The sequence below is a fragment of the Solwaraspora sp. WMMA2059 genome (genome assembly GCF_027497315.1).
Taxonomy (GTDB): domain Bacteria; phylum Actinomycetota; class Actinomycetes; order Mycobacteriales; family Micromonosporaceae; genus Micromonospora_E.
In genome coordinates, this window is record NZ_CP114908.1 from 869,285 (window position 1) to 892,102 (window position 22,818).

25 protein-coding genes are annotated in these 22,818 nt (G+C 70.6%); 16 read left to right on the forward strand and 9 right to left on the reverse strand.

The window, feature by feature from the left end:
• The 3 genes from cutA to O7553_RS04000 all read left to right on the forward strand — a co-directional run bounded on the left by cutA (position 1) and on the right by O7553_RS04000 (position 5,156).
• Complete coding sequence (gene cutA / locus O7553_RS03990; RefSeq protein WP_281553525.1) at positions 1–321, forward strand: divalent-cation tolerance protein CutA; 321 nt, start codon at positions 1–3, stop codon at positions 319–321.
• Between the two features lie 135 nt (positions 322–456).
• Positions 457–3,951, forward strand: a complete 3,495-nt coding sequence (locus tag O7553_RS03995; RefSeq protein ID WP_281553526.1) for a hypothetical protein — start codon at positions 457–459, stop codon at positions 3,949–3,951.
• A 179-nt stretch (positions 3,952–4,130) separates the two neighbouring features.
• Positions 4,131–5,156: an acyl-CoA desaturase gene (locus O7553_RS04000; protein ID WP_281553527.1), complete on the forward strand. Its 1,026-nt coding sequence runs from the start codon at positions 4,131–4,133 to the stop codon at positions 5,154–5,156.
• A 176-nt stretch (positions 5,157–5,332) separates the two neighbouring features.
• Here the strand turns inward: O7553_RS04000 and O7553_RS04005 are convergent, their stop codons facing one another.
• Positions 5,333–5,965, reverse strand: coding sequence for a hypothetical protein (locus tag O7553_RS04005; protein WP_281553528.1), 633 nt, complete (start codon positions 5,963–5,965; stop codon positions 5,333–5,335).
• Positions 5,966–6,063: 98 nt separating this feature from the next.
• On the opposite strand from O7553_RS04005, the gene O7553_RS04010 reads away from it, so the two are divergent.
• Positions 6,064–6,357: a 4a-hydroxytetrahydrobiopterin dehydratase gene (locus tag O7553_RS04010; protein ID WP_278167350.1), complete on the forward strand. Its 294-nt coding sequence runs from the start codon at positions 6,064–6,066 to the stop codon at positions 6,355–6,357.
• Between the two features lie 103 nt (positions 6,358–6,460).
• On the forward strand, positions 6,461–7,573 hold the full coding sequence (locus O7553_RS04015; RefSeq protein ID WP_281553529.1) for an FHA domain-containing protein: 1,113 nt from the start codon (positions 6,461–6,463) through the stop codon (positions 7,571–7,573).
• A gap of 13 nt (positions 7,574–7,586) precedes the next feature.
• Here O7553_RS04015 and O7553_RS04020 read toward each other — a convergent pair whose 3' ends face one another.
• Together O7553_RS04020 and O7553_RS04025 are read right to left on the reverse strand one after the other, a co-directional pair.
• The gene (locus tag O7553_RS04020) at positions 7,587–8,141 is read right to left on the reverse strand and encodes a Uma2 family endonuclease (protein ID WP_281553530.1); all 555 of its coding nucleotides are present in this window, start codon (positions 8,139–8,141) and stop codon (positions 7,587–7,589) included.
• A 186-nt stretch (positions 8,142–8,327) separates the two neighbouring features.
• On the reverse strand, positions 8,328–9,560 hold the full coding sequence (locus O7553_RS04025) for a transposase (protein ID WP_281553531.1): 1,233 nt from the start codon (positions 9,558–9,560) through the stop codon (positions 8,328–8,330).
• Between the two features lie 25 nt (positions 9,561–9,585).
• Here O7553_RS04025 and tnpA point away from each other — a divergent pair, with 25 nt between their 5' ends.
• A complete protein-coding gene (tnpA, locus tag O7553_RS04030) occupies positions 9,586–10,002 on the forward strand; it encodes an IS200/IS605 family transposase (RefSeq protein WP_281553532.1) in 417 nt (138 codons plus the stop codon).
• A gap of 178 nt (positions 10,003–10,180) precedes the next feature.
• On the opposite strand, the gene O7553_RS04035 is transcribed toward tnpA, so the two are convergent.
• Entirely contained in the window at positions 10,181–10,567 is a 387-nt protein-coding gene (locus O7553_RS04035; RefSeq protein ID WP_281553533.1) for a hypothetical protein, read from the reverse strand.
• Positions 10,568–10,709: 142 nt separating this feature from the next.
• On the opposite strand from O7553_RS04035, the gene O7553_RS04040 reads away from it, so the two are divergent.
• From O7553_RS04040 to O7553_RS04065, 6 genes are all read left to right on the forward strand, one after another.
• Positions 10,710–11,483: a helix-turn-helix transcriptional regulator gene (locus tag O7553_RS04040; RefSeq protein WP_281553534.1), complete on the forward strand. Its 774-nt coding sequence runs from the start codon at positions 10,710–10,712 to the stop codon at positions 11,481–11,483.
• Positions 11,470–11,664 (forward strand): DUF397 domain-containing protein, encoded by a 195-nt coding sequence (locus O7553_RS04045; RefSeq protein ID WP_278167365.1) that lies wholly within the window; start codon positions 11,470–11,472, stop codon positions 11,662–11,664. The genes O7553_RS04040 and O7553_RS04045 overlap by 14 nt, the downstream gene beginning before the upstream one ends.
• Positions 11,665–11,848: 184 nt before the next feature.
• Positions 11,849–12,253 (forward strand): hypothetical protein, encoded by a 405-nt coding sequence (locus O7553_RS04050; protein WP_281553535.1) that lies wholly within the window; start codon positions 11,849–11,851, stop codon positions 12,251–12,253.
• Positions 12,253–12,954, forward strand: a complete 702-nt coding sequence (locus O7553_RS04055; protein ID WP_281553536.1) for a nucleotidyl transferase AbiEii/AbiGii toxin family protein — start codon at positions 12,253–12,255, stop codon at positions 12,952–12,954. The genes O7553_RS04050 and O7553_RS04055 overlap by 1 nt, the downstream gene beginning before the upstream one ends.
• Entirely contained in the window at positions 12,951–13,145 is a 195-nt protein-coding gene (locus O7553_RS04060) for a DUF397 domain-containing protein (RefSeq protein WP_281553537.1), read from the forward strand. The genes O7553_RS04055 and O7553_RS04060 overlap by 4 nt, the downstream gene beginning before the upstream one ends.
• 14 nt (positions 13,146–13,159) lie before the next feature.
• Positions 13,160–13,684: a hypothetical protein gene (locus O7553_RS04065; protein ID WP_281553538.1), complete on the forward strand. Its 525-nt coding sequence runs from the start codon at positions 13,160–13,162 to the stop codon at positions 13,682–13,684.
• Here the strand turns inward: O7553_RS04065 and O7553_RS04070 are convergent.
• From O7553_RS04070 to O7553_RS04085, 4 genes are all read right to left on the reverse strand, one after another.
• Positions 13,667–14,659 (reverse strand): fibronectin type III domain-containing protein, encoded by a 993-nt coding sequence (locus tag O7553_RS04070; RefSeq protein WP_281553539.1) that lies wholly within the window; start codon positions 14,657–14,659, stop codon positions 13,667–13,669. The two genes, O7553_RS04065 and O7553_RS04070, sit on opposite strands and share 18 nt — an antisense overlap.
• Positions 14,660–14,814: 155 nt before the next feature.
• A complete protein-coding gene (locus O7553_RS04075) occupies positions 14,815–14,982 on the reverse strand; it encodes a hypothetical protein (protein WP_281553540.1) in 168 nt (55 codons plus the stop codon).
• Between the two features lie 69 nt (positions 14,983–15,051).
• Entirely contained in the window at positions 15,052–15,615 is a 564-nt protein-coding gene (locus tag O7553_RS04080; RefSeq protein ID WP_281553541.1) for a Uma2 family endonuclease, read from the reverse strand.
• Between the two features lie 140 nt (positions 15,616–15,755).
• A complete protein-coding gene (locus O7553_RS04085; protein ID WP_281553542.1) occupies positions 15,756–16,856 on the reverse strand; it encodes a questin oxidase family protein in 1,101 nt (366 codons plus the stop codon).
• A gap of 165 nt (positions 16,857–17,021) precedes the next feature.
• Between O7553_RS04085 and O7553_RS04090 the strand changes: the two genes are divergently transcribed.
• Genes O7553_RS04090 through O7553_RS04100 form a run of 3 tightly spaced genes read left to right on the forward strand, consistent with a single transcriptional unit; the run spans position 17,022 to position 18,839 of the window.
• Positions 17,022–17,375: a helix-turn-helix transcriptional regulator gene (locus O7553_RS04090; protein WP_278174377.1), complete on the forward strand. Its 354-nt coding sequence runs from the start codon at positions 17,022–17,024 to the stop codon at positions 17,373–17,375.
• Entirely contained in the window at positions 17,365–18,228 is an 864-nt protein-coding gene (locus O7553_RS04095) for an ImmA/IrrE family metallo-endopeptidase (protein ID WP_281553543.1), read from the forward strand. The genes O7553_RS04090 and O7553_RS04095 overlap by 11 nt, the downstream gene beginning before the upstream one ends.
• Positions 18,225–18,839 (forward strand): hypothetical protein, encoded by a 615-nt coding sequence (locus O7553_RS04100; RefSeq protein WP_281553544.1) that lies wholly within the window; start codon positions 18,225–18,227, stop codon positions 18,837–18,839. Before O7553_RS04095 ends, O7553_RS04100 begins: the two co-directional genes overlap by 4 nt.
• Before the next feature lie 33 nt (positions 18,840–18,872).
• On the opposite strand, the gene O7553_RS04105 is transcribed toward O7553_RS04100, so the two are convergent.
• Positions 18,873–19,334 (reverse strand): SRPBCC family protein, encoded by a 462-nt coding sequence (locus O7553_RS04105; protein WP_281553545.1) that lies wholly within the window; start codon positions 19,332–19,334, stop codon positions 18,873–18,875.
• An 88-nt stretch (positions 19,335–19,422) separates the two neighbouring features.
• On the opposite strand from O7553_RS04105, the gene O7553_RS04110 reads away from it, so the two are divergent.
• Positions 19,423–22,734, forward strand: a complete 3,312-nt coding sequence (locus O7553_RS04110) for an SNF2-related protein (RefSeq protein WP_281553546.1) — start codon at positions 19,423–19,425, stop codon at positions 22,732–22,734.
• Positions 22,735–22,818: the final 84 nt, after the last annotated feature.

Genomic DNA, 22,818 nt, shown 5'->3' on the forward strand with positions numbered 1-22,818 from the left:
GTGGATCAAATCTCCGTTGTGACGACGGTGGTGGATGCCCGCTCGGTCGCCGAAGTGCTCGCCGCTTCTGCGGTTGCCGGCCGGTTCGCCGCCTGCGCCCAGATCGGCGGTCCGGTGGCCAGCACCTACTGGTGGGAAGGCCGGGTGGAGACCACGAAGGAGTGGTCTGTGCAGTTCAAGACCGCCACCGACCGTAGCGACCCACTGGTCACCTATCTCCGCACCGCGCACCCCTACGACGTACCCGAGATCCTGGTTGCCGTCATCGAAGCCGGCAACCCCGATTACGCCCGGTGGGTATACGAACACACTCGCCCCTGAGTCGTCTATCAGTCGTCCATTCCCGGTCGGCTGGTCCTGAATGGTCCTGAACCGTCCCCACCTGAGCCGCCCCCTCGGTCGGGCTGAGTACCCGCACTCTGTCGGCCGCACCGGCCGGGCGGCGAGGATGCGGTCATGAGCAGCACCGCGACAGCCCACTACCCGTGTCCGGCCTGCGGCACGCCGGCGAGCCTCGCCGCCGGCTGCCCAGGCTGCGGCCGGGCACCCGACCCAGGGGCAGCCGAGGTGATTCGGCTCGACGGCGAGATCGCCGGGCTGGCCGCCCGCGTCGAACAGGCCCGGGCGGCGTGTGCCACGCTGAGTGGGCAGTTGCACGTCGCGCAGATCCGAAGGCAACAGCTCGCGGCCCAGGTTCAGGCGGCGGTACGGGCGACGACCGTCCCACCGGCCCGCCCGACCGCCGCGTCGGCGGCCGCACCAGCCGCCGCACCAGCCGGCGGCCAGCCACCACGGCCGGAGACCTCCACCCGTACCGTGCAGACCATTCTCTTCGTCCTCGGTGGACTGCTGCTCGGCACCGCAGCGATCGTCTTCACCGCGGTCGCCTGGGCCAGCGTCGGCGTCGGCGGCCGGGCCGCGATCCTGGCCGGCGTCACCGCCGTACTGCTCGCCCTGCCGCCGCTGGCCAACTGGCGCGGCCTGCGCGGCACCGCCGAGACGTTCGCCGCGCTCGGGCTGCTGCTGGTGTTGCTCGACGGCTACGCCGCTCGCTACGTCGACCTGTTCGGCGCCGCCGACCTGCCAGCCGCCCGGTACGCCGCCGTGACCTTCGCGGTCACCGGGCTGGTCGCCGCCGGCTACCACCTGATCACCGGCCTGGCTGCGGCCCGCTTCGCCGCCCTGCTCGCCGCGCAACCCGTGCTGCCGCTGCTCGCCGTCGACCTGCACGCCGACGCCGCCGGCACCACCCTGTTGCTGCTCGGCACCGCCCTGGGCGCCCTGGCGATGATCGCGCTCACTCCGCCGGCCCGGCTGGCGCTGCGGATCACCGGCTGGGCGGCCGTCGGCGCGGCGCTGACCGCCGCCGGGATCGCCGCCCTGGCCGCAGTCATCCTCGGCCACCCGTCCGGCGCTCCCGCCCTGGCCGGGTTGCCGCTACTGGCCGTCGCCGCCGTGCTGGTCGTCGCCGGCCGGCTCACCGGTGTACCGGCGCTGCTGGCGATCAGCCTGGCCGGGCTGGCGCCGGCGGTGACCATCGCCATGGTCCGGGCCGGCACCGAACCGGCACCGTCGCGGGCGCTGGCCATCGTCGCCGGCACCGCCGTCGGGCTCGCCCTCGCCGGCCGGTACCTGCGCGGCCGGCTGCCGGCGGTGGTCCGTACCGGGCCGTGGGCGGGTGCACTGCTGGTGACCGGTCTGCTCGGGGTCGGCGTACTGCTGACCGCTCTGGCCGTCGCCGCCGAAAGTATCGCGGCGGCCCGCCCGCTGTGGCGGGCCGCCGCCGGTCCGGTCGACGCGTCCGGGGACTGGCAGTTGCCGTTCGCCGTCGTCGCGGTCACCGGCGCGCTGATTCTGCTGCTGCCCCGGGCGGTCCGGCCGGTGCTGCTCACCGTCGGGGCCGCCACCGGGCTGCTGACCGTACCGGCGGCGATCCCGGTGCCGTGGTGGGCGGTCGCCGTCGGCGGCCTGGCCGGTGGGGCGGTGGCGGCGCTACGGGCCGCCAGGTCGCGCAATGCCGCCGTCGCGCTGCCCGGCGCGGCCGTCGCCGCCCTGCTGACCGGCCACGCGCTGCTGGTCAGCGCCGGCCGACCGGCCGTTGCCGCGACCGCCGTCGCGGTCGTCGTCGGCACGGCGCTCGCCGTCGCCGCCGTCGCCCGCCACGCCCTGCAGCGCCCCGGAGCTCCCTGGTGGCAGGCCCCGATCGGCGGCCTCGGCGTCGCCGTCGCGGTCGCCGGTTGGCCGGCGCTCGTCGCGCTCGCCGTGCACACCCTCGACCCGTCGGCGGGCTGGCCGGCGCGCGCCGGGGCAGCCGCCGCCATCGGGCTACCGGTCGCGCTGGTCGCGGTCCGCCGCTGGTGGCCTGGATACCTCTGGTACGCCGGGGCGGCGCTGCCGGTCACCGTCGTCGCCACCCTCGTCGCTCCGGCCGTCGGCGCCGTGCCGTACGTGCCGGGGGAGTCCACCGGCGGGTACGTCGCCGCGGCGGCGCTGTTGCTGGTTACCGCCGCGGCCCTCGTCCCCCGTGGCGTGCTGCGACTGCTGCTGACCGGCGTCGCCGCCGGGCTGGTGCTGCCGGCGGCGGTCAGCACCCTGCCGGTACTGGCGTCGCTGCTGCTCACCCCGTACCGCTGGCTGGACGCCAGCTGGGCCGGCGTACCGGCCGGGACCGGACTCAGCCCGGCGCTGCCGGTGCCGGTCCCCGCCGCCGGGGCGGTCACCCTGGCCGTGCTCGCCGCCACCACCGTGGCAGCCGTCGCGGGGTACCGGGCGCGGTACGCGGTGCTGGCCGGCGGACCGGTCGCGCTGGTCGCCCTGCTGGCCGCCCTGGCCAGCGCCGGTACGCCGTGGCCGGTGGTGCCGGCAATCAGCCTCGCCGCCGGACTCGCCGGGCTGGTGGTCGCCGCCCGGTCCACCGCCGCACCGCAGGTGGCGGTCACCCTGCTGGTCGGTGCCCCGCTGGCCGGGGCCGGGTTGGCCGGACTGCTGCCCACCCGGGTCAGCACCCTGACCGCGCTGGCCGCCGTGGTGGCGTGCGCTGCCGGAATCGGCGCGGCGGGTCGCCGTACCCCGGTGCGGGTTGCTGCCGGGGTCGTCGCTGTGGTCGCCGGCAATGTTCTCGCCGCGACCGCCGTGCACGCCGCCGACCTGCCGGTCCGGGTCGGCGGGTACGCGGTCCTCGCCGTCGCCGCGCTGGCCATGGCGGTCGGCGCGGTGCTGACCCTCCGGTCGGCCGCCGGGGGCGTACGGGGGCGGGCCGAGTCGATCGGCGTCGAAGTAGCCGGGCACGCCGCCGCCGGCGTGGCTGTGCTGATGACGGTCGGCTCGGCCCGGTACGCCGCCGGGGTATGCACCCTGTGGGGCGTCGTGCTGGGTGCCCGGGCACTGCTGGCAACCGTCCACCCGGTGCCGCTGCGGCCAGGCGAACGGCAGGCGGTGCCGCACCGGCCGTGGGTGCTGGTCATGACGGCCCTGGCCAGCGAGATCGTCGCCTGGTGGCTGCTGCTGACCAGCGAGCAGGTGGCGCTGGCCGAGGCGTACACGCTGCCGGTGGCCCTGGCCGCGCTCGGCGTCGGCTGGCTGACCCTGCGTGCCCAGCCGCAGCGGTCAAGCTGGCTCGGGTACGCCCCCGGCCTGGCCGCCGCCCTGCTGCCCAGCCTCGGCTCGGTGCTGGTCGCCGACGGTCAGCCGGTGCGCCGGCTGCTGCTCGGGGCCGGGGCGGTGGCGGCGGTGCTGCTCGGTGCGGCGTACCGCCGGCAGGCCCCAGTCATGATCGGCGGTGCGGTGCTGGCGGTCCTCGCGGTGCGGGAACTCGTCGCCGTCTGGGACCTGCTGCCCCGGTGGAGCTTCCTGGCTGTCGGCGGCCTGGCGTTGATCACTCTGGCGGTCACCTACGAACGCCGTCGCCGGGATCTGCGCAGATTGCGTACTGTTGTCGGCCGGATGACCTGACCGGGAGGGGGCTAGCGTCACCCGGGTTCCGGGGGGAGACAGGATTACCCCACGCGGCGGATCCCCGCAGACTGGAGACGTCGCCGGTCCTCGCCAGCACCTCGCACCGCCAGTACCCCTGCACCACCACCCCCGAATCGCCGGCCCCGACAGGCCGGGACAGCCACGGAAGGCATTCGATGACTGCTGCCGCACCCACCCTTACCAGCCCTCGCCCGCGGGGCAGCGACTACGCCGACCTGTCGCGGCGGGTGAGTCAGGCCGGGCTGCTGGACCGCCGACCCGCCTGGTACGCCGCCCGGATCGTGCTGACCGTCGGGGCCTACCTGGCCGGCTGGGCGGTGCTGTTGGCCGGCGGGGACAGCTGGTGGCAGCTGCTGACCGCCGTCGGGTTGGCGATCGCCGCCACCCAGGTCGCGTTCCTCGGCCACGACGCCGGACACCGGCAGATGTTCCGTACCCGGCGGGCCAGTGAGACCGCCGGCCTGCTGCTCGGCAATCTCGGGGTCGGGCTCGGCTACGGATGGTGGATGGACAAGCACACCCGGCACCACGCCAACCCGAACCACGTCGACGACGACCCGGACGTCGGAGCCGGGGCGCTGGTCTGGACCGAGGAACAGGCCGTCGCGACCCAGGGCTTCGGCCGTTGGCTGGCCCGCCGGCAGGCGTACCTGTTCTTCCCGCTGCTGCTGCTCGAAGGCCTGGCGTTGCGGGTGGCGAGCGTCCAAGCGGTTATCAACGGCCCGGTGAAGCGGCGCGTCGTGGAGGGGCTGCTGCTGGCGGTGCACACCGCCGCGTACCTCGGGATCGTCTTCGCGGTGTTGTCGCCGGTGCGGGCGGTGGCCTTCATCGTGCTGCACCAGGCGCTATGGGGTCTCTACATGGGGTGCGCGTTCGCGCCGAACCACAAGGGGATGCCGATGTTCGGCCCGGACGACGACCTGGACTTCCTGCGCAAGCAGGTGCTGACCTCCCGCAACGTGCGCGGCGGCTGGTTCGTCGATGTACTGCTCGGTGGGCTCAACTACCAGATCGAGCACCACCTGTTCCCCAGCATGCCGCGGCCGCATCTGCGGTACGCCCAACCGATCGTGCGCGGCTACTGCCAGGAACGCGACCTGCCGTACACCGAGGCCGGGCTGATCGACTCGTACGCCGAGGCGCTGCGCCACCTGCACTCCGTCGGCCAGCCGCTGCGCTGACCCACCCGGCTGCCGCCGCTGACCCACCCGGCTGCCGCCGCACTCATGATCACTTGACGAGAATTCGGTTTGCTGCCGGCGTGTCGCCCAGCTCAGCATCAAGTGATCATCATGACTGCCGGGTAGCAAGCGCGGGGCCACCCTAGTGGGTGGCCCCGCACCGTCGATCGGACTCGCTACCTGCCGGTCGTACTGCTCTGCCGGTCGTACTGCTCTGCCGGTCGGTTCAGACGTCGAACAGGTCCAGCATGTCGTCCGACATGTCGATGATCTCGCCGTCCGGCTTCTCGACGGTCACCGGCTCGCCGAAGTTGGCGTACGCCGATCAGATCGCCCTTGGCCATCGTGTCGAAGGTGCCCCCGGGCGGGAGGTCCGCCCGATCGGTGTGGAACCAGACCCCGGCCCGCTCTCCGCTGCCGTTCATCAGGTAGAAGTCCTGTTCCAGCAGGATCATGGTGACCATCACCGTGGACCCGTCCTCCTGGAAGTAGGACTCGATCCTGATCCGTTGGTTCTCCGGGTCGATCTCGGCGTGTGCCTCGGTCGTCTCGCCGGACCGGCCGGACATGACGAACCGCACCCTGGCGGGCTGCTCCTGGGCCTTGCCGATCGCGGCGGCCAGCGCCTGCGTGGCGTCGCCTAGGCGGTCGGCTTGGTCGTTGCCTAGGTCGTCGGCGGAGCTGGCCGAGGCTGTGGTCGGCGGGTCCGGGTCGGTGGCAGGGCCCGACCGGCCACACCCGGTGACGATGAGGGCGAGTGAAACAACAAGCCCGCCGACAACTGCGGTAGCTCGCCTTATTTGCGGCATTTGTGCCTTCCCGAACAGGAATGACTGATGCCGAGACAACCTACTCGCCGCGACCCGCGTGCCGATCACTTGGGCGAGACAGACGGTAAGGTCACCGCATGGCAGAGGTGCTGGACACCGCACAGGTGCAGGCCGCGCTCGCGGAGCTGACGGACTGGGTGGGCGACCCTGAGGCGATCGCCCGTACCGTCTCGTTGGCGACCTTTCCCGACGCGGTCGCCGTGGTGACCCGGGTGGCGATCACCGCCGAGGAGATGGACCACCACCCGGACATCGACATCCGGTGGCGGACCCTGACCTTCCGGTGCCGCACCCACTCGGCCGGCGGCACCACCGCCCTGGACATCGAGCTGGCCCGCCGCATCGACGAGATCGTCGCGGCGCAGGGTTGACGGGGGAGCGGACACGGTGACATTCCAGACCGGGAGAGGTACGCGGTGACATTCCAGACCGGGAGAGGTACGCGGTGGGATTCCTGACCGGGGGAGGTACACGGTGAGATTCGAGGTCAGCAAGGTACTCGACGCGATCGAGCGCCGACTCAGCACCGACCCGGCGACCGCACGTGCCGTCGTGGACCTGGCCGAGGTCGTCCGGTACGTCGACTTCGACAACGGTCGGCCGGCCAATATGCTGCGCCTCGGGCAGCTGATCGACGCCCTCGGCCGCAGCGTCGCCGAGGAGAACGTCCCGGTGTACGTGGTCGTGCACCGCGGTCTGCTCTCCGACGCCGACCTGACCTCCAACGAGCGGATGGTCGCCCGCCGGTGGTCCGACGACGGCCTGGTGGAGGTGCTCGCCGACCCCGCCGACCGGCTTCTGGAGGTCGCCGAACTGCTCGGCCTGCCGGTGCTCAGCCGCCACCGGTTCGACGGCATGCGCGGGCGTTACCAGTGGCTCAGTCAGCCTGGCCGGCTGCTCGCCCCGCTGCCCGGCCACGGCGGCCCGGCGCTGACCGCCCGCGCCGACGGCGGCAACACACCGGCGACCGCCGAGCCGTCGCCGGCCGGTGCGCAACTGCTGGCCCGACTGTGGAGCTGCCCCGACCCGGAATGCGCGCTGTTCGGCCGGATGCGGGTCGGCCGCCCCGGCGGGCAGCCGCCGCCGACGCTGCGTACCGGCCAGCCGACCTGTCCCCGGCACGGGGAACGACTCACCGAGGCGGGTGCCCGCCCACCGGCCGAGGTGCTGTCGATCCGCATCGACGGAATGGTCCGGCAGCGGTTCGTCGTCTCCGCCGACCACCCGATGGTGGTCGGCCGGGCACCCGAGCGCGGCGAAGGCATCATGCTCGGCCAGTGGCTCACCGAGGAGGCGCGGCGCTGGATCAGCCGCAGCCACGTCCGGTTCGAGCTGCACGGCAGGGACCTCGTCGTGCAGGACGTCAGCACCAACGGCACCGGCGTACGGCCGGGTGGCTCACCCGACGACGACGAACGCCGCACCATCAAACGCCAGGCCCGGCCGTTGCAGGCCACCGACGTCGTCGAGCTCTACCCGGGGGTGCACATCGCCCGGTCGAAGGTCTGGGCCACCGGTGGCGTGTCGAACCCGACGTCGGTGATGGCCGACGCGCCGACCATGGCGCTGCGGATGATGGACCGCTGACCCCGCGTTTCCTTCAGCCGAGATGGTCGGCCGGGGACGTCTGCAGCAACCAGGCCAGGGGCATCTTGGCGCTCTCCTGGTAGGTGCCGTGCGCGGCGAGCCGGTGCAGGGTGACGGTCTGCGCGCCGTCTCGGTCGACCACCCAGTACTGGGGGATGCCCGCCGAGGCGTACTCGCGGACTTTTGTCACCGCGTCGATGCCTTCCGAACCGGGCGAGACGATCTCGATCACGAGCACGATGTCTGTCACCGCTGACCAGACGCTCCTGGGCGGAGGCTTTTGCCAGACGCTGATGTCCGGGATCCTGCCCCCGTCGCCGTCTGGCCCGGGGATCCGGACCCCAGCCGCCTGAAGAACCTGCTCTGCCGGCCAACCCGCCATGATGAGCCAGGCGAACAGGCGGCTCGCGGTCATCGCGTGCGCAGAGTCGGGTGGGGGCATAACCGACAGGACCCCTTCAGGGCTGGTCTCGTAGCGGTGGCCGTTCGGATCGGCGGAGTTCATTGCGGCCGCGTCGTCGAGCGTGACAACGGCGGGCATGTGCATGCCGACGGCCTCAGCGCTCATGCGGCTCATTGTAATGGTCGGCGCCGTTGACGGGGCGGGGGCGCTCGACGACACCGGGGCGGGTCAGCGCGCTCTTGTAGACGGCGATCGCCACCATCCGGCCGTCCCGGCCACCGGCGAGGACGGTGCCGATGAGCCCGACGACCTGCGACTGCTCCTGGTCGAGCCCTTGACATCCTCGCCGCCCTAAACGGCGGCGATTCCAGCCACGCCGCGCGTGACACGCGCAGCGTTCTGGCGGGTTACCGTTTCACCGCGCGGTGCCGGGACGGGTCCCGGTCCTACCCGCGCTCCACGGTCGTTGACGTCCGCCTGCCCGGCGGCCTTGATGTTGATCGCCGCGTTGACGTCCCGGTCGTGGTGACCGCCACACGGACACACCCACGACCGCACGTTCAACGCCATCCTGTCGTTGACGCGCCCGCAGTCCGAGCACATCCGGGTGGACGGGAGCCACCGGTCCACCCGGGCGAACGTACGCCCGTATCTCGCCGCCTTGTACTCCAGCATGGCGACGAACGACGACCATCCGGCGTCGTGCACCGACTTCGCCAGCCGGGTCCGGCCGAGACCGACGACACACAGGTCCTCGACGTACACCGCTTGATTCTCACGGATGATCGTCGTGGACAGCTTGTGCTGCCAGTCCCGCCGGGTGTCGGCCACCCGGGCGTGCGCCCTGGCGACCTTCACGACGGCCTTCCCACGGCGGTTGCTGCCCCGCTGTTTACGCGACAGGGCCTGTTGCAGCCGTTTGAGTTTGCGGGCCGCGCGGCGCAGGAACCTCGGCGCGGCCACCTTCGTGCCGTCCGACATGACCGCGAAGTGCGTCAGCCCCAGATCGATCCCCACCTCGGCGTCCACCTCGGGCAGCGGCTCGTCCTCGCTGGTCCGCACGACGAACGAGGCGAAGTACCGCCCGGCGGCGTCCCGGATGACCGTCACGGACGACGGGTCCGACGGCAACGACCGGGACCAGCGCACCGCCAGGTCGCCGATCCTCGGCAGCCGCAGACGACCGTTGTCCAGCACCGTGAACCGGGAGTTACGGGTGAAACGGATCGCCTGCCGGTTGTCCTTACGGGACCGGAACCTCGGCGGTGCCACCATGCTGCCTTTACGCCTGCCCGACACGGAGTGGAAGAAGTTGCGGTAGGCGGTGTTGAGGTCCGCGAGGGCCTGCTGCAACACCACGGCCGACACCTCGCCCAGCCACGCCCGTTCCGGAGTCGTCTTGGCCCGCGTGATGACCCGCTTGGACAGTTCGGCGTCCGAGATGTACGGCAGGCCCTGCTCGTGGGCGGTCCGCCGTGCGCGCAGCCCGTCGTTGAACACCACCCGGGCGCATCCGAACGCCTTCGCCAGCGCGATCTGCTGGCCGGGTGTCGGGTAGACCCGGAACTGGTACCGGAGCTGCACGAACCACACGATATCATGTTGGTCTATGGCAGAAGGTGAGGGTATCCGTACCGGCAGGCACTGTGTCTTCGCGATGCATGTTCATTTGGTTTTCGTGACGAAGTTCCGGCACCCGGTGTTCGCCGACCGGCACCTGACCCGGATGGAACAGATCATGCGGGACGTGTGCCGCGACTTCGAGGCCGAGCTGGTCGAGTTCAACGGCGAGGACAACCACGTCCACCTGCTGGTCGACCACCCACCCAAAGTCGCCGTTTCCCGCCTGGTCAACTCACTCAAGGGCGTCCCGTCGCGCCACCCGCGGCAGGAGTTCCCCGACCTCGCCCGCCACTACCACCGGGCCAACAAGCTCTGGTCGGGCTCGTACTTCGCCGGCTCCGTCGGCGGCGCGCCACTGAGCATCGTGACGCAGTACATCGAGCAGCAGAACCGGCCAGGTTAGAGCACTGCTCGGGCCCTGACGGCCCTCCCAGCGCGGGCCTTCACCCCCGGCCTGAAGGCCGGAGCACTGGCCCGCATTCCGGTAGCGGATGTCGGCGACCCGGACGATCATCGAACGGTCGGCGTACACCCAGTCGGCCTTGCCCAGGCGCAGCGTGTCGCCGACACGGAGCAGTTCGTCACGCGACATCGTCACCACCCCCATTCCCATCGGCTTCGTCGTCGGGGGTCATCGGAGGCCACAGGCCGGCGAAATAGAGTACGGCCATCACCCGTCGGGCCTTTCCCGGATCGTGCCGGCGCAGCACCGCGAGTGCCTTCGTGAACGGCTCGCAGAGCGCGGCGGAATTGCACACTCGGCATTCGGCGAGCCGACTCGGCAGGTGGGTGCTGACGATCTCCCGGGCTCGCCGTACCACTGGATGATCCACTGACAGGTGGACGCTGTCCGGCAGCGGCGGGCGATTCGGCGTCGGATCATGATCCCTTTTCCCGCCGGGCGGGGTGCCGATCGAGGTGTAGCGGGCGAGGCGGGGTGTGCCGCCGATCCCGTCGTTGCGTAACACGTGATCTCCCTTGCCGTCGTCGAAGCGCCTGTGGTGATTTCCACCCTGGACTGTGCGACCCCGACACGGAATACTGAGTCCACCGATTGCCGTGCGTCAGTCATTCCAGCGCGTACCAATGGATTCCAATGGAGGCCAGGAGATGAGCGAACTTCAGGATCTGTTGCGCAGTGAGCGCCTCAAGCGCAACCTGACCCAGGCCCAGGTGGGTGAGGCCATCCGGGTCAGCAATTCCCTGATCGGCGCGTTCGAGACCGGCAAGTCGATCCGGTTGCCGGACACCGCCGTCGACCTCGACCGCATCTACGAGACTGGCGACCAGATCCAGCGGCTGTCCCGGACCGCCCGGGAGGACGCGCAGGCCCTGTGGCTGCGCTCCTGGCTGGAAAGTGAGCGCCGCGCGCTGGTGCTGCGCTCGTTCGAGCCGCTGGTGATCCCGGGGCTGCTGCAGACCGAGGCGTACGCCCGCGCCGTCCTCGCCGTCGGCACCCGCACCCGACGGCGGCTCGACGAGGCGCTCGCCGTTCGACTGGAACGCCAGTCGGCCACGCTGGCCCGCGACGAGGACATCCAGTTCACCGCGATCATCGCCGAGGCGGCGCTGCGCGTGACCGGTGCCTTCATGAAGGATCAGTTGGAGCACCTGGTCGACATCGGCCACCGCTCGGATGTGCAGATCCGGGTGCTCCCCGCCGACGTCGGCATGCACGTCGGGCTGGCCGGCGCGTTCGTCGTCGCCTGCCTCTCCAACGCCCGGCGGATCGGCTACCTCGACGACCATCTCGGTGGTCGGATCGTCACCGAGGCTCAGGACGTGCTCGACCTGGAACAGTCGTGGGATGCTGTGTCGGGACTGGCGCTCACCGTCAGCCAGAGCCGCGACCTGATGCTAAGGATGATCGATGAACGCGAGTGAGCCGATCTGGCGCAAGTCGAGCCGCAGCAGCCCGAACGGCGGCAACTGTGTGGAGGTCGCCGACAATCTGCCGGGCCGGGTGCTGGTGCGGGATTCGAAGGACCGGGCTGGTGGCACGTTGGCCTTCGCGCCGGCTGCCTGGTCCGCCTTCGTCGCCCACACCCCGTCAGCCGTACGCTGACCCACCCCCAACGCCGCCCCACCCGCCCTCGGGCATGTGCGCTCAGCCGACCGGCTCGCCCCCATCTCATCAGCGGGCGAGCCGGTCGGACACCATCGAGTGACCGGTGGCGGGACAATGCTGGTGTGGCAGCGTGGGCTGACGGCGCGCTGGCGGTGAGCCGAGCCCGCCGTCGTTATGATTCGTGGTAGTTGACGATGTGTTGGCCAGGATCGGGGACTGGGACGTGGACGAGTTCGGCAGGGCGGGGCGTGGCGCACCAAGCGGGTCGCGTTACGCCGACCAGCGTCCGTACGTGGTCAGCGAGAACCTGGACGATCTCCATGGCCCGGTCAGTGGGCAGGTCACGTTGAGTAGAAGTCTGGACTGGTCGGGGCGGGCGCAGTACGACCTGGCCAACCCTCGCAGGCTCGCCAGCATGTACGAGACAGTGCTCCGCGAAGCGACGACAGTGGATGACCTTATTCAATGGCTGGACGGCCCGACGCTGGTCCGCATCTGGCCTACGCTGGTCCTGCCTCCACAGGTCCGGCAGGTGTGGGAGTCCAAGCACCAGGTTCTCGCGCATGCGCGGCAGGCCGCCGCGTAGTGCCGCACGAGACTCACCCACTCCATCGACAACTGGCTGAAATCGGTCTGCGAGCGGGCGGACCCTTCGGCTTCGCGTTGGCCGGCGGCCATGCGGTGGCAGCGCATGGGATCCTCGATCGGCCGAGTGAAGACGTCGATCTCTTTTCCGACTGGCAGCGTCGCGCCGACTTTCCCCAAGCTGTTGACGTCCTCATCGCTGCCTACGAAGCCGAAGGATTCAACGTCACCGTCGATCTTCGGCTGGACACTTTCGCTCGACTGCACATCAGTCACGGCGATGCCCCGGGCGAGCAGCACCGCGTCGAACTTGTCGCGAACTGGCGCGCGCAACCGCCCGTTGAGATGCAGATCGGCCCGGTGCTCCACCCTGACGATGTGATGGCAGGCAAGATGGACGCGCTCTACAACCGCGCGGCAGCACGCGACTTCCTCGACATCGACGCTGCCGTAACACGTGGCCGGTACACCCATGACGAGCTCTGCGCACTTGCGACAGCCGCAGATGCTGGCTTCGACCAGCAGCTCTTCGCACAGATGCTCGGCTCGATCGCACGGTTCGATGACCAGGACTTCATCGACTACGGGCTCGACGCCAACGATGTGGCCGCATTGCGTGACCGGTTCAGCGCCTGGCAGGCTCGGATCCGGGCCCAGCTCTCCGGGGCCGCACCGCGATCTGAACGTGAGGATGATCGATGAAAACGAGTGAGCCGATCTGGCGCAAGTCGAGCCGCAGCAGCTCGAACGGCGGCGACTGCGTGGAGGTCGCCGACAACCTGCCGGGCCGGGTGCTGGTGCGCGATTCGAAGGACCGGGCCGGTGGCACGTTGGCCTTCGCGCCGGCCGCCTGGTCCGCCTTCGTCGCCCACACCCCGTCAGCCGTACGCTGACCACCGGGGCCGGCGTGCACCCGCCGGAGCTTCCGTCGACGCCGATCGGCCTGACGCCGGTCGACCGGTCGCACCGTGCGGTGCTCGGCAACCTGGGGCAGCTGTACCGGTACGACCTCGCCGAAGCGTACCGTCACCTGCCGAACGCGGACGGCACCTACAACAATCGCCGTCTCGATCGCTTTCTGGCCGGCGCGGATCCGGACACTCGGGCGTGGCTGATCACAGTGGCGGGAGGGCTTGGCGGATTCGTCATGGCGGGCCGGGTGGATCAGATCGCCTCGATCAATGACTTCTTCGTGGTCCGGCCGTTGCGGCGGACCGGCGTGGGACGTGTGGCCGCCGGCCGGGTCATTGCCGAATGGCCGGGCCGGTGGCGGATCGCCTTCCAGGCGTACAACCCTGGAGCACAGCTGTTCTGGCAGCGGGTGGCGACCGACGCGGTCGGACCGCACTGGCACCGGTCCGAGGCGCCGTCAGTACCGGGCGCACCTGCGGATATCTGCCTCAGCTTCGATACATCACCAACGACCGGGTGATGTTCGATCATGGCTGGGGGCGGTGAAGGTCACTGTTTCGGAGGGGGCGGACGTTATGCCAGCCTGGTCGACCGCCCGTACGTAGACCTCGTATGTCCCGCCTGGGGAAACGGCGAACGTGACGGTCCGTACGTCCGGCCCGGGGTTCGGGATTCCGAGGCCGACGCCGTTGACGTACGGGTAGTACCGAGAGATCGGGAAGTCGCCCGGCGTCGAGGCCGTCCACGACACCGTCGCAGAGGTCGGGCTGAGCGCGGTGACGGTCAGGTCGGACGGCGGGGACGGCGGCACCGACGGGACGGTGGTGAAGGCGCCCCGTGCCGACGGGGCCGAACGCGGCGTGCCGCCGGTGTATCGGACGACGACGAGGAAAACGTAGCTCGTGCCCGGCCTGAGCCCGACGAGCTGGACGCTGGTCGTCGACGGGTCGGTCCTCGCCCGGATCTGGATCGGCTGGGTCGGGGTGGCGGGTGGGACGATCAGGTCGTAACCGGCGATCCGTTCGACGGCGACCGCCGGTGGTTGCCAGGAGACCGTGGCGGTGGTGGCGGTGACGTCGGTCGCCACCGGCGGGCCGGGAACGATCTCGCTCGGCAGGGTCGTGATGTTCACTGGGGCCGAGGCGGGCCCACGGAGGCCACTGGTGTCCCGTGCGCGTACGAACAGGTCGTAGTTCGTAGCCGGGCGCAACCCTCCGATCGGCACGAAGACCCACGAGCTGGTCGTGGTGGCGACCAATTCGTCCGGGTAGATCCAGCCCAGCCGGCGGGCGTAGACCTCATATACCGCGATTGGGTTGGTCCCTGCGGCGGCCGGCATCCACGCCAGGTCGACGGTGGTGGCGGAGAGGAACTGTGTGCCGGCGGCTTGTGGAGCACCGGGCGGGGTCACCGGCGCGCTTGCCTGTGCCGGCACCGGCCCGGAGATCACCAACGCGACGGCGAGCGCGACGCCGAGAAAATGCCTGTGTCCCACTCCGACATGCTGCGCCAGACAATTACATCTGTCAATCACTCGATGATGTTTCAGCTCGCGGTTGACGCCTCGGTCTCGACAGCTCCGGCCGGGAGTGGGTGACGGCGCCCCGATTCCCGGCGGTGGTGGTTGAACTCGACCACCCTCCACCTCGGTCACCTCACGTCGGCGAGCGGTCGCCGGGTCAGCACCCGGCGGACCAGGTTGTGGATCGTCGCCGCCATGTCGACTGCCATCGGCACCACGACCAGCTCCGTCACTCCAGGTAGGAAGGTTTCCATCCCGAGCCGGCGGGAGCTGAGCTGGTCTCCAGCCGGCGGCATCCGGAAACTGCTTCCGGCGTCACCGCGGCGCCGCCCCGGTGTTCCGTTGAGACGAGAATCGCGAGGATGCTAGAAGTCGAGCAGGGCGTCGGTCGTGATGTCGATCGGGAACGGAAGGTCGGAGGTCAGCCGCTGTCCGTCTGCGGCGACCGAATGTTCGACGTAGTGCTCGCCCTCCAGCCGGAACAGCCGCAGCGTGAGTGATTCGTACTCGACCATGTCGGGCTCGACGAGCAGGTACCAGCCGATTCGCGCGGCCGCGTAGAACTGCATCTTCTGTACGCGGTCGGTGGCGACACTGCTCGGCGAGGTGATCTCGCCGGCCAGGACGACCTCGTGTGCGTCGGCGACGCCACCGAGCCGCCCGACCTTTGCCACCACCAGGTCCGGGATCACGATCCGGTTGGCGGCCAGTCGTACGTTCACCGCCTCGTGCGCGCGCATACCCGCCGACCGCGCGGCCGGCCGGATCGCGGTCAGGAGGAGGAACGAGATGTCCTGATATGGCCTGTTCGGTGCGGGGCTCACCCACAGTCCTCCGTCGATCAACTCGATCCGGTTTCGGGTCTCCCCGAGCGCGAAGTACTCGGACTCGGTCCACGGCTCGGGGTGATCAAGTGCGGCAACGCTCATTGGCAGACTCACCTCCTTACGGATGCTGTCACAAGTCTCCCACCACTGCGTGCTGCAGCCCGGCGATCGTCGGCGAGCCGAGTAGTTCAGACTCAAGATGGCCATGCCCTGGTGATGCTCCTGGATACTTGGTTGGCGGGTCAGCTGTCGGTCGCGACCAGGTGGACGCAGTGTCGGGCTCTGCGGAGCGTGGTCGGGTCACCGGTGGCGGCGTACACGTCCAGAGCGGTGTCCGCGAACTTGATCGCGTGCGGATCGGTGGTGCGGGCAGCGACCTCGAACAGCTCGGCTGCCTGCTCCGCGTCGTGTACTGAGTCCGTACAGCTCACGGTGTCGCCGGCCGGGTCAGGCACTGGCCGGGGTTCGGCGGGGGAGTAGGCAGCGGTCACCGCTGCTGTCGCGGCCCAGGCCGCGGCGAGGCTCGGCTCCCAGAGCCGTTCGGGCAGCGCTGGCAGGGCGCGCAGGACGGCGTTCGGCGCGGTGGCCGCGTGCACCAGCATGACCGGGTTGGCGTACCCGTGGGTGGCGTGCCGGGCGACGGCGGCGGCGACGATCGCCGCCAGTCGGTCGGGAGCCGACCCGGCCGCGCTGCCCGGCTCCGCGCCCGAAGCGGCCGGTAGGTCGGGCACCGCGCCTGCTGTTGCGGGCCAGTCGGGCAGATCGGCGAGCTGTGCCAGTCGCGCCCGGATACCGTACCGCTGGTCCGGCACCCTCGGTACGGCGTCGAGCGCTGTCCGGGGGTCCGACGTCGGGTAGGCGCCCCTGCCGGGCGGGGCGAGTGGTTGCCAGCGGGCGGCCCAGTAGGCGAGCCCGTGGCCCAGTTCGGCGACCCGGGGTGCGGTTTCGGCGTCGATCAGCGCCCGGACGGCATGGCCGACCCGGATCACCCCGTGCGTGGCGCCGGCGGCGATCCCCGGCAGCAGCCGGGGCCACCATCGGGTCAGCACCTCCCGCCAGGGGGCGAGGGCCAGCTCCCGCTCGAAGTAGTCGAGCCAGTCGCCGGTGCGGACCGGGTCACCGAGCGGGTCGCGCCACTGCTGCGCCGCGATCGGGCTGACACCTCGGGGTCGAGGTTCGAGTCGGTCGGCGTACCCGTCCAACCACTTGTGGACGACGTCGCCGCGCCCATGCCGGGCCAGCGCCTCGGCGGCCATCGGCGCGTGGTTAGACAGCCAGCCGTCGCGCTCCGGCCCGGTCGCCAGAATCCGTTCGTACGCCTCGTCAAGCACTCCGTCCACCATGTTCCGCAGTCTGCAACTTCGATCGAACTTGAGGTCAAGCCAGGCGCCCGCGTCGTTGCGGTGGCTCTGGCTGCTGGGCGCCGGCAGTGCGAGACAGAAGGCCCTGGGGGAGGTAGACTGAATCATCATACGAGAAAGTGATTCAAGTCGGGAGGGGCGGCGGCAATGAGTACTGGTGCCCGGATCGAGCGTGCCCGGATCGCCGCTGGTCTGAGTCAGCGAGCTCTCGCCGAACGTTCAGGCGTCTCGCAGTCGACCCTGTCGCGCATCATCTCCGGCGACCGGGTGGCCAAGATGCCCGAGATCGTCACTATTGCCTGGGCCACCGGACACACCGTCGCTCAACTCACCGGGGCGGTGGCGGTGGCGGACCGCGTCCAGTTCGCGGCCAGGGCGACCGGTGGTTCGGACATGGAAGGGATGAGGCAGGCACTACTAGGGTTTCTGGAACTCGATGACTATCTTCACCAATATGCCATCCCGGCCGTCAGCGACATCGGTTCCGGGCGTGACACCTGAAGCACAGGGACGCGCGGCGGCCAGCCGTTTCCGCCTGGAGCACCACCTCGGGATTCAGCCGCTGGGTGATCTCGTCGCAGTCATTGAACAGGCCACCGGCGTCGATGTGGCGGTCCTTGACGCTGGACCCGACGAACACGGTCTGACCATGTGTGACCCGGCCCACGGCACTGTGTTCATCGGCGTCGCCCGGACCCGGCACCCGATGCGGCAGCGCAGCACGCTCGCCCACGAGCTCGGCCACGTGCAGTTCGGTGACTGGGCGGCAGACGGTGCCGGCAGCTGCGGCCAGCGGTCACCGGTCGAGGTCCGGGCCGATGCTTTCGCCCGGCACCTGCTGCTGCCGCTGGACGGTCTGCGGCAGTTCCTCGCGGACCTGCGGGTGACTGATCGGTCCGTGCTGTCTGCCGTCGTCCAGCGCTACCTGGTGTCTCCAGCCGTCGCCGCCATCGCCTTGGAGCAGGCCGGATACATCGACGCGGGCAGGAAAGCGGAGTGGATGGGAGTGACGACCCCCCAACTCGCTGTCCGCTTCGGATGGATCGACCAGTACAACGCGCTGCAGGCTGACTCGAACCGACGGCGGGCGCCACAACGACTACTGTCCCGCGCAATCGAGGGCTACGCGGCAGGTGTGCTCTCCGCCCAGGTCATCGCCAACCTGCGCGGCGTCGCCCTCGAAGCAGCCGAAGCGGAACTGGCCGAGGCTGGGATCGGACCGGCGGCCCAGCAGACGGTCTGGGCTGATCCGGCGGACCTGCCGGATGTCGGAGTCGATGTGACGGAGCTCGACGACTATCTCCGCGACGCGGGCGACGGTGAGGAGTGGGCCACGGAGACAGGGAAGCAATGAGCCCACGGCCGATCATCGATGCAGGCCCTGGTCTGAACTTCCTGTCGATCAACAAGGAACGGCTCCTCATCGGTGTCCTCGGGCCGTTGAGTGCCCCGGAGACGGTGCAGGACGAGGTGCTGCGCAAGGCGCGGGCGGACCCACGATTCCGTACGGCAGGCAGTGTGTGGCGCAAACTGACGCCACGGTGGATCCAGGTGCTGTCTGACGATGAAACGCCAGAACTTGCGGTGGCCGTACGCCGGATGACCCAGCAACCGATGCAGAAACGGATGCAACAGCCGAAAGATCTGGGCGAAATCATGGTGGTGGCGCACGCTGTCGTCGCAGCAGAAGCGGGCGCAGCGATGTCCGTGCTCATCGACGACGGAGCGGGAGCCCGGATCGCAGCCGCTGAAATCGGTCGGTTGCGACAACTCCATGCCGCCGGTCAGCCAGTCGGGTCGATCCGACTGGTCAGCACGCTGACGGTGCTGCAGCGGGCGGCCGGCACGCAACACATTCCGGACCGAGCCGCCATGCGTGACATCTACCAGCGCCTCCGTGGCTTGGACGACGGGCTGCAGCCGATCGAGGCGACGCCACTGCTGTCTCCTGGCCATTGGGCGTGACCGGCCTCGGTTGGCCGGCGCAGTGGGTGGAGGCTACCGCTCGACGTACGTGGCGAGGTTCGCCAGCGAGGAGGCGAGGCCGGCGGCGTGGTCCGCCGCGCTGATGCCGGCCGGTACGTCGTCGGCGCGGATGTCCACCCGGGTGCCGCCGTCGACCGCCGACACCTCCCAGGTCATGGTCATCGTGCCGGCGTACGCCGGATCGTCGGCGACGAAGTCGACGGCCTGCACGACCCGTACGCCCGGGACGAGGTCGACGAAGCGGGCCTCGACGATGTCGGAGTCGGCGGTGGCCTTGCCCGGTCCGGTCGTCGCGTCGGCGTAGGTCAGGACCAGCCGGTAGCCGCCACCGGGCCGGGCGTCGAACCGTTCGAACCGGCCGGTCATCCCCTGCGGCGGCAGCCATGCGGCGAGTGCCTCCGGGTCGACCAGGGCGGCGTAGACGCGCGCGACCGGGGCGGACATCACCCGGGCTGCCGAATCGGTACGGGTCACGGCGCGTCACCGGGACCGGCGATCAATCGTTGCGCTGACACCCGGCTAACCTACGTCGCGACGCGGCCTATCCGGGAGACGACGAACAGTGGCGAAGCTGGAACTCACCGTCGAAGAAGCGGCGCTGTGCGAGATCGTCGGCGTACGGGCGTTCCTGCGCGCCCGTGCGCAACTCGCGGACGGCGAGTTGACCGACGCCCGCTGGGATCCGACGACCGGGCACGCCCAGGGCCGACTGGACCCTGGTCGCGGGGGCACCGTGACGGCGGCGGTCACCACCGACCCCGACGGCCTCGTCGCCACGGTCGACGGTGCCTGCTCCTGCGGCGAGAGGTCCTGCGGCCACCCGTACGCGCTGGTGCTGCAGGCCGTCGTCGGTGCCGCGCCGACGGTCCCGCAGCAGCGGCAGGCACCGGACGCGCCGACGGCGGACTGGGAGAAGAGCCTGTCGGCGCTGGTCTCCGACGTCGCCCCGGTCGTCACCGCCGCGCCGGCCCGGGCCACCGTCGGCCTGCAGTTCGAGCTGGTCAAACCGGGCGCGGCCGGCGCCGGCGGGCCCGCCGGACGCATCGCGTTGCGTCCGGTCGTACCCGGCCAGACCGGCTGGGTCCGCTCCGGCATCAGCTGGTCGAACGTGCAGTATGCCGGCTATGGCCGGTCGCCCGAATCCCAACGGCACCGCCAGTTGCTCGGCGAGATCCTCACGCTATCGAGGTTGGACGAGGACCGGTACGGCTACTACAGCCACCCGACGACGATCTTCCTGGACGCGTTCGCGAGCCGGCGGATCTGGGACCTGTTGGCCGAGGCCGACGACGCCGGGCTGCCGCTGGTCCAGCCCGGCAAGTACGGCCGGCCGGTGGTCGTCGGCCGGCAACCGGCCCGGCTGTCGGTGCAGGTCGACCGCGCCGACGACGAGTTGATCGTGCAGCCGGTGCTGCTGGCCGACGGCGTACCCGTCGCCGCCGAGTTCTCTGTCTTCGTCGGCCGACCGGCGCACGGGATCGCCTGGTGGGCCGAGCGCGGCGGCGTCGAGCCGCAGCCCCGGGACCGGGTGCTGCGGCTGGCGCCCCTGTCCGGCGCGGTGTCGGCGGCGGCGGCGAAGGCCCTGGCCGGTCCCGCGATCCGCGTCCCGGCGGCCGACGAGGCACGGTTTCTCGAACGGTTCTACCCGGAGCTGCTCAAGCAGGTCGAGGTCGTCGCCGCCGGACCGGCGGTGCACCTGCCACCGGTGCTGCCTCCCACCCTGACCCTGGCCATGACACCGATGCCGGGACAGGCGTTGTCGATCCACTGGCAGTGGGTCCGCGCGGTCGGCGCGCACCGGCAGACCGAGCCGCTGTGGGCCACCGGTCCGCGCGGGCACGCCGACTCACGTGGGCACGCCGACCCCCGTGACGCCGTCGTCGACCAGGTCACCGAGGCGACGGCCAAAGCGGTACCGGAGGCGATCGAGTCGACTCCGAACGGCCCGCGACTCGCCGCCCTGACCACGCTCACCGGCGACGCCATGATCCGGTTCCTCAGCGAGGTCCTGCCCCGGCTCGCCGACCTCGACGGCGTCGAGGTGGTCGAATCGGCAGCGGAGCCTGTACCGGACTACCGGGAATCCGACGAGACGCCGGTCATTCGGTTCGCCGGCACCGACCATCCCGGCGAACACGACTGGTTCGACCTGTCAGTGCAGGTCAGCGTCGGCGGCGAACAGGTCATCTTCGATCAGCTGTTCACCGCGCTGGCGCAGGACCGGCAGTACCTCATCCTGCCCAGCGGCACGTACTTCAGCCTCGACCGCCCCGAGTTCGCCCAGCTCCGCGAGCTGATCGACGAATCGCGGGCACTGGAGGACCGGCCGCCGGGCGTGCTGCGCGTCGGCCGGTTCCAGGCCGGCCTCTGGGCCGAACTGGCCGAACTGGGGGAGATCACCGGCCAGGCCGCCGCCTGGCAGCGCGCGGTCCGCGAGCTGGCCACCGCCGGCGCCGCCGTCGACCACCAGGTTCCCTCGCAGGTACGGGCGGAGCTGCGCCCGTACCAGCTCGACGGGTTCCGCTGGCTCGCCGCCCTGCGGGAGCACCAGCTCGGCGGCATCCTCGCCGATGACATGGGTCTCGGTAAGACCCTGCAGACGCTGGCCCTGATCCGGCACGCCCGCGCCGACGTACCGTTCCTCGTCGTCGCCCCCGCCAGCGTCATCCACAACTGGGTCGCCGAGGCCGCGCGGTTCACCCCGGACCTGACCGTACGGGCGGTCACCCAGACCTCGGCACGGCGCGGCGTGGCTCTCGCCGAGGCGGCCACCGGGGCAGACATCGTCGTCACCTCGTACACGCTGCTGCGGCTGGAGTTCGACGACTACCAGGCGCTCGACTGGGCCGGGTTGATCCTCGACGAGGCCCAGTTCGTCAAGAACCACCAGTCGCAGAGCCACCGCTGCGCCAAGCAGCTGACCGCGCCGTTCAAGCTGGCCATCACCGGTACGCCGATGGAGAACAACCTGCTCGAACTCTGGGCGCTCTGCTCGATCACCGCCCCCGGGTTGTTCCCCCGGCTGGACCGGTTCACCGACTACTACCGCGGGCCGATCGAGCGGGACCGCGACGGTGACCGGCTCGCCCAGCTGCGCCGCCGCATCCGGCCGCTGATGTTGCGTCGCCGCAAGGCCGACGTCGCCGCCGACCTGCCGGAAAAGCAGGAACAGGTGCTGGAGCTCGACCTCGACCGCAAACATCGCCGGATCTACCAGGCCTATCTGCAGCGGGAACGGCAGAAGGTCCTCGGCCTGCTCGGGGACCTGGAGAAGAACCGGTTCGAGATCTTCCGGTCGTTGACGTTGCTGCGCCAGGCCAGTCTCGACGTCGCCCTGGTCGACCCGAGACACGAGGGTGTTCCGTCGACCAAACTGGACGTGCTGGCCGACCAGATCACCAACCTGGTCGCCGAAGGCCACCGTACGCTGGTGTTCAGTCAGTTCACCCGGTTCCTCGGCGCGGCGCGTGACCGGCTCGTCGGCGCCGGCGTCCGGTGCGGCTACCTCGACGGGTCGACGACCAACCGGGCCGCCGTGATCGCCGAGTTCAAGCGTGGCGACGCCGACGTCTTCCTGATCAGCCTCAAGGCGGGCGGGTTCGGCCTCAACCTGACCGAGGCCGACTACTGCATCCTGCTCGACCCGTGGTGGAACCCGGCGACCGAGGCCCAGGCCGTCGACCGCGTCCACCGGATCGGTCAGACGTCGAACGTCATGGTCTACCGGATGGTCGCCAAGGACACCATCGAAGAGAAGGTCATGGCGTTGAAGCAGCGCAAGGCCGAGCTGTTCAGCAGCGTGCTGGACGGGGGCGAGTTCGCCTCCGCGCAACTGTCCGCCGCCGACATCAGGGACCTGCTCGACCTGGACTGAGTCGACCGACCGGCCCGTGCGGTGAGCTGCGTCTGCCGGCACCGGCGTCCCGGCCGGCGGCGCCGTCGCGAACGTGCGCACCGC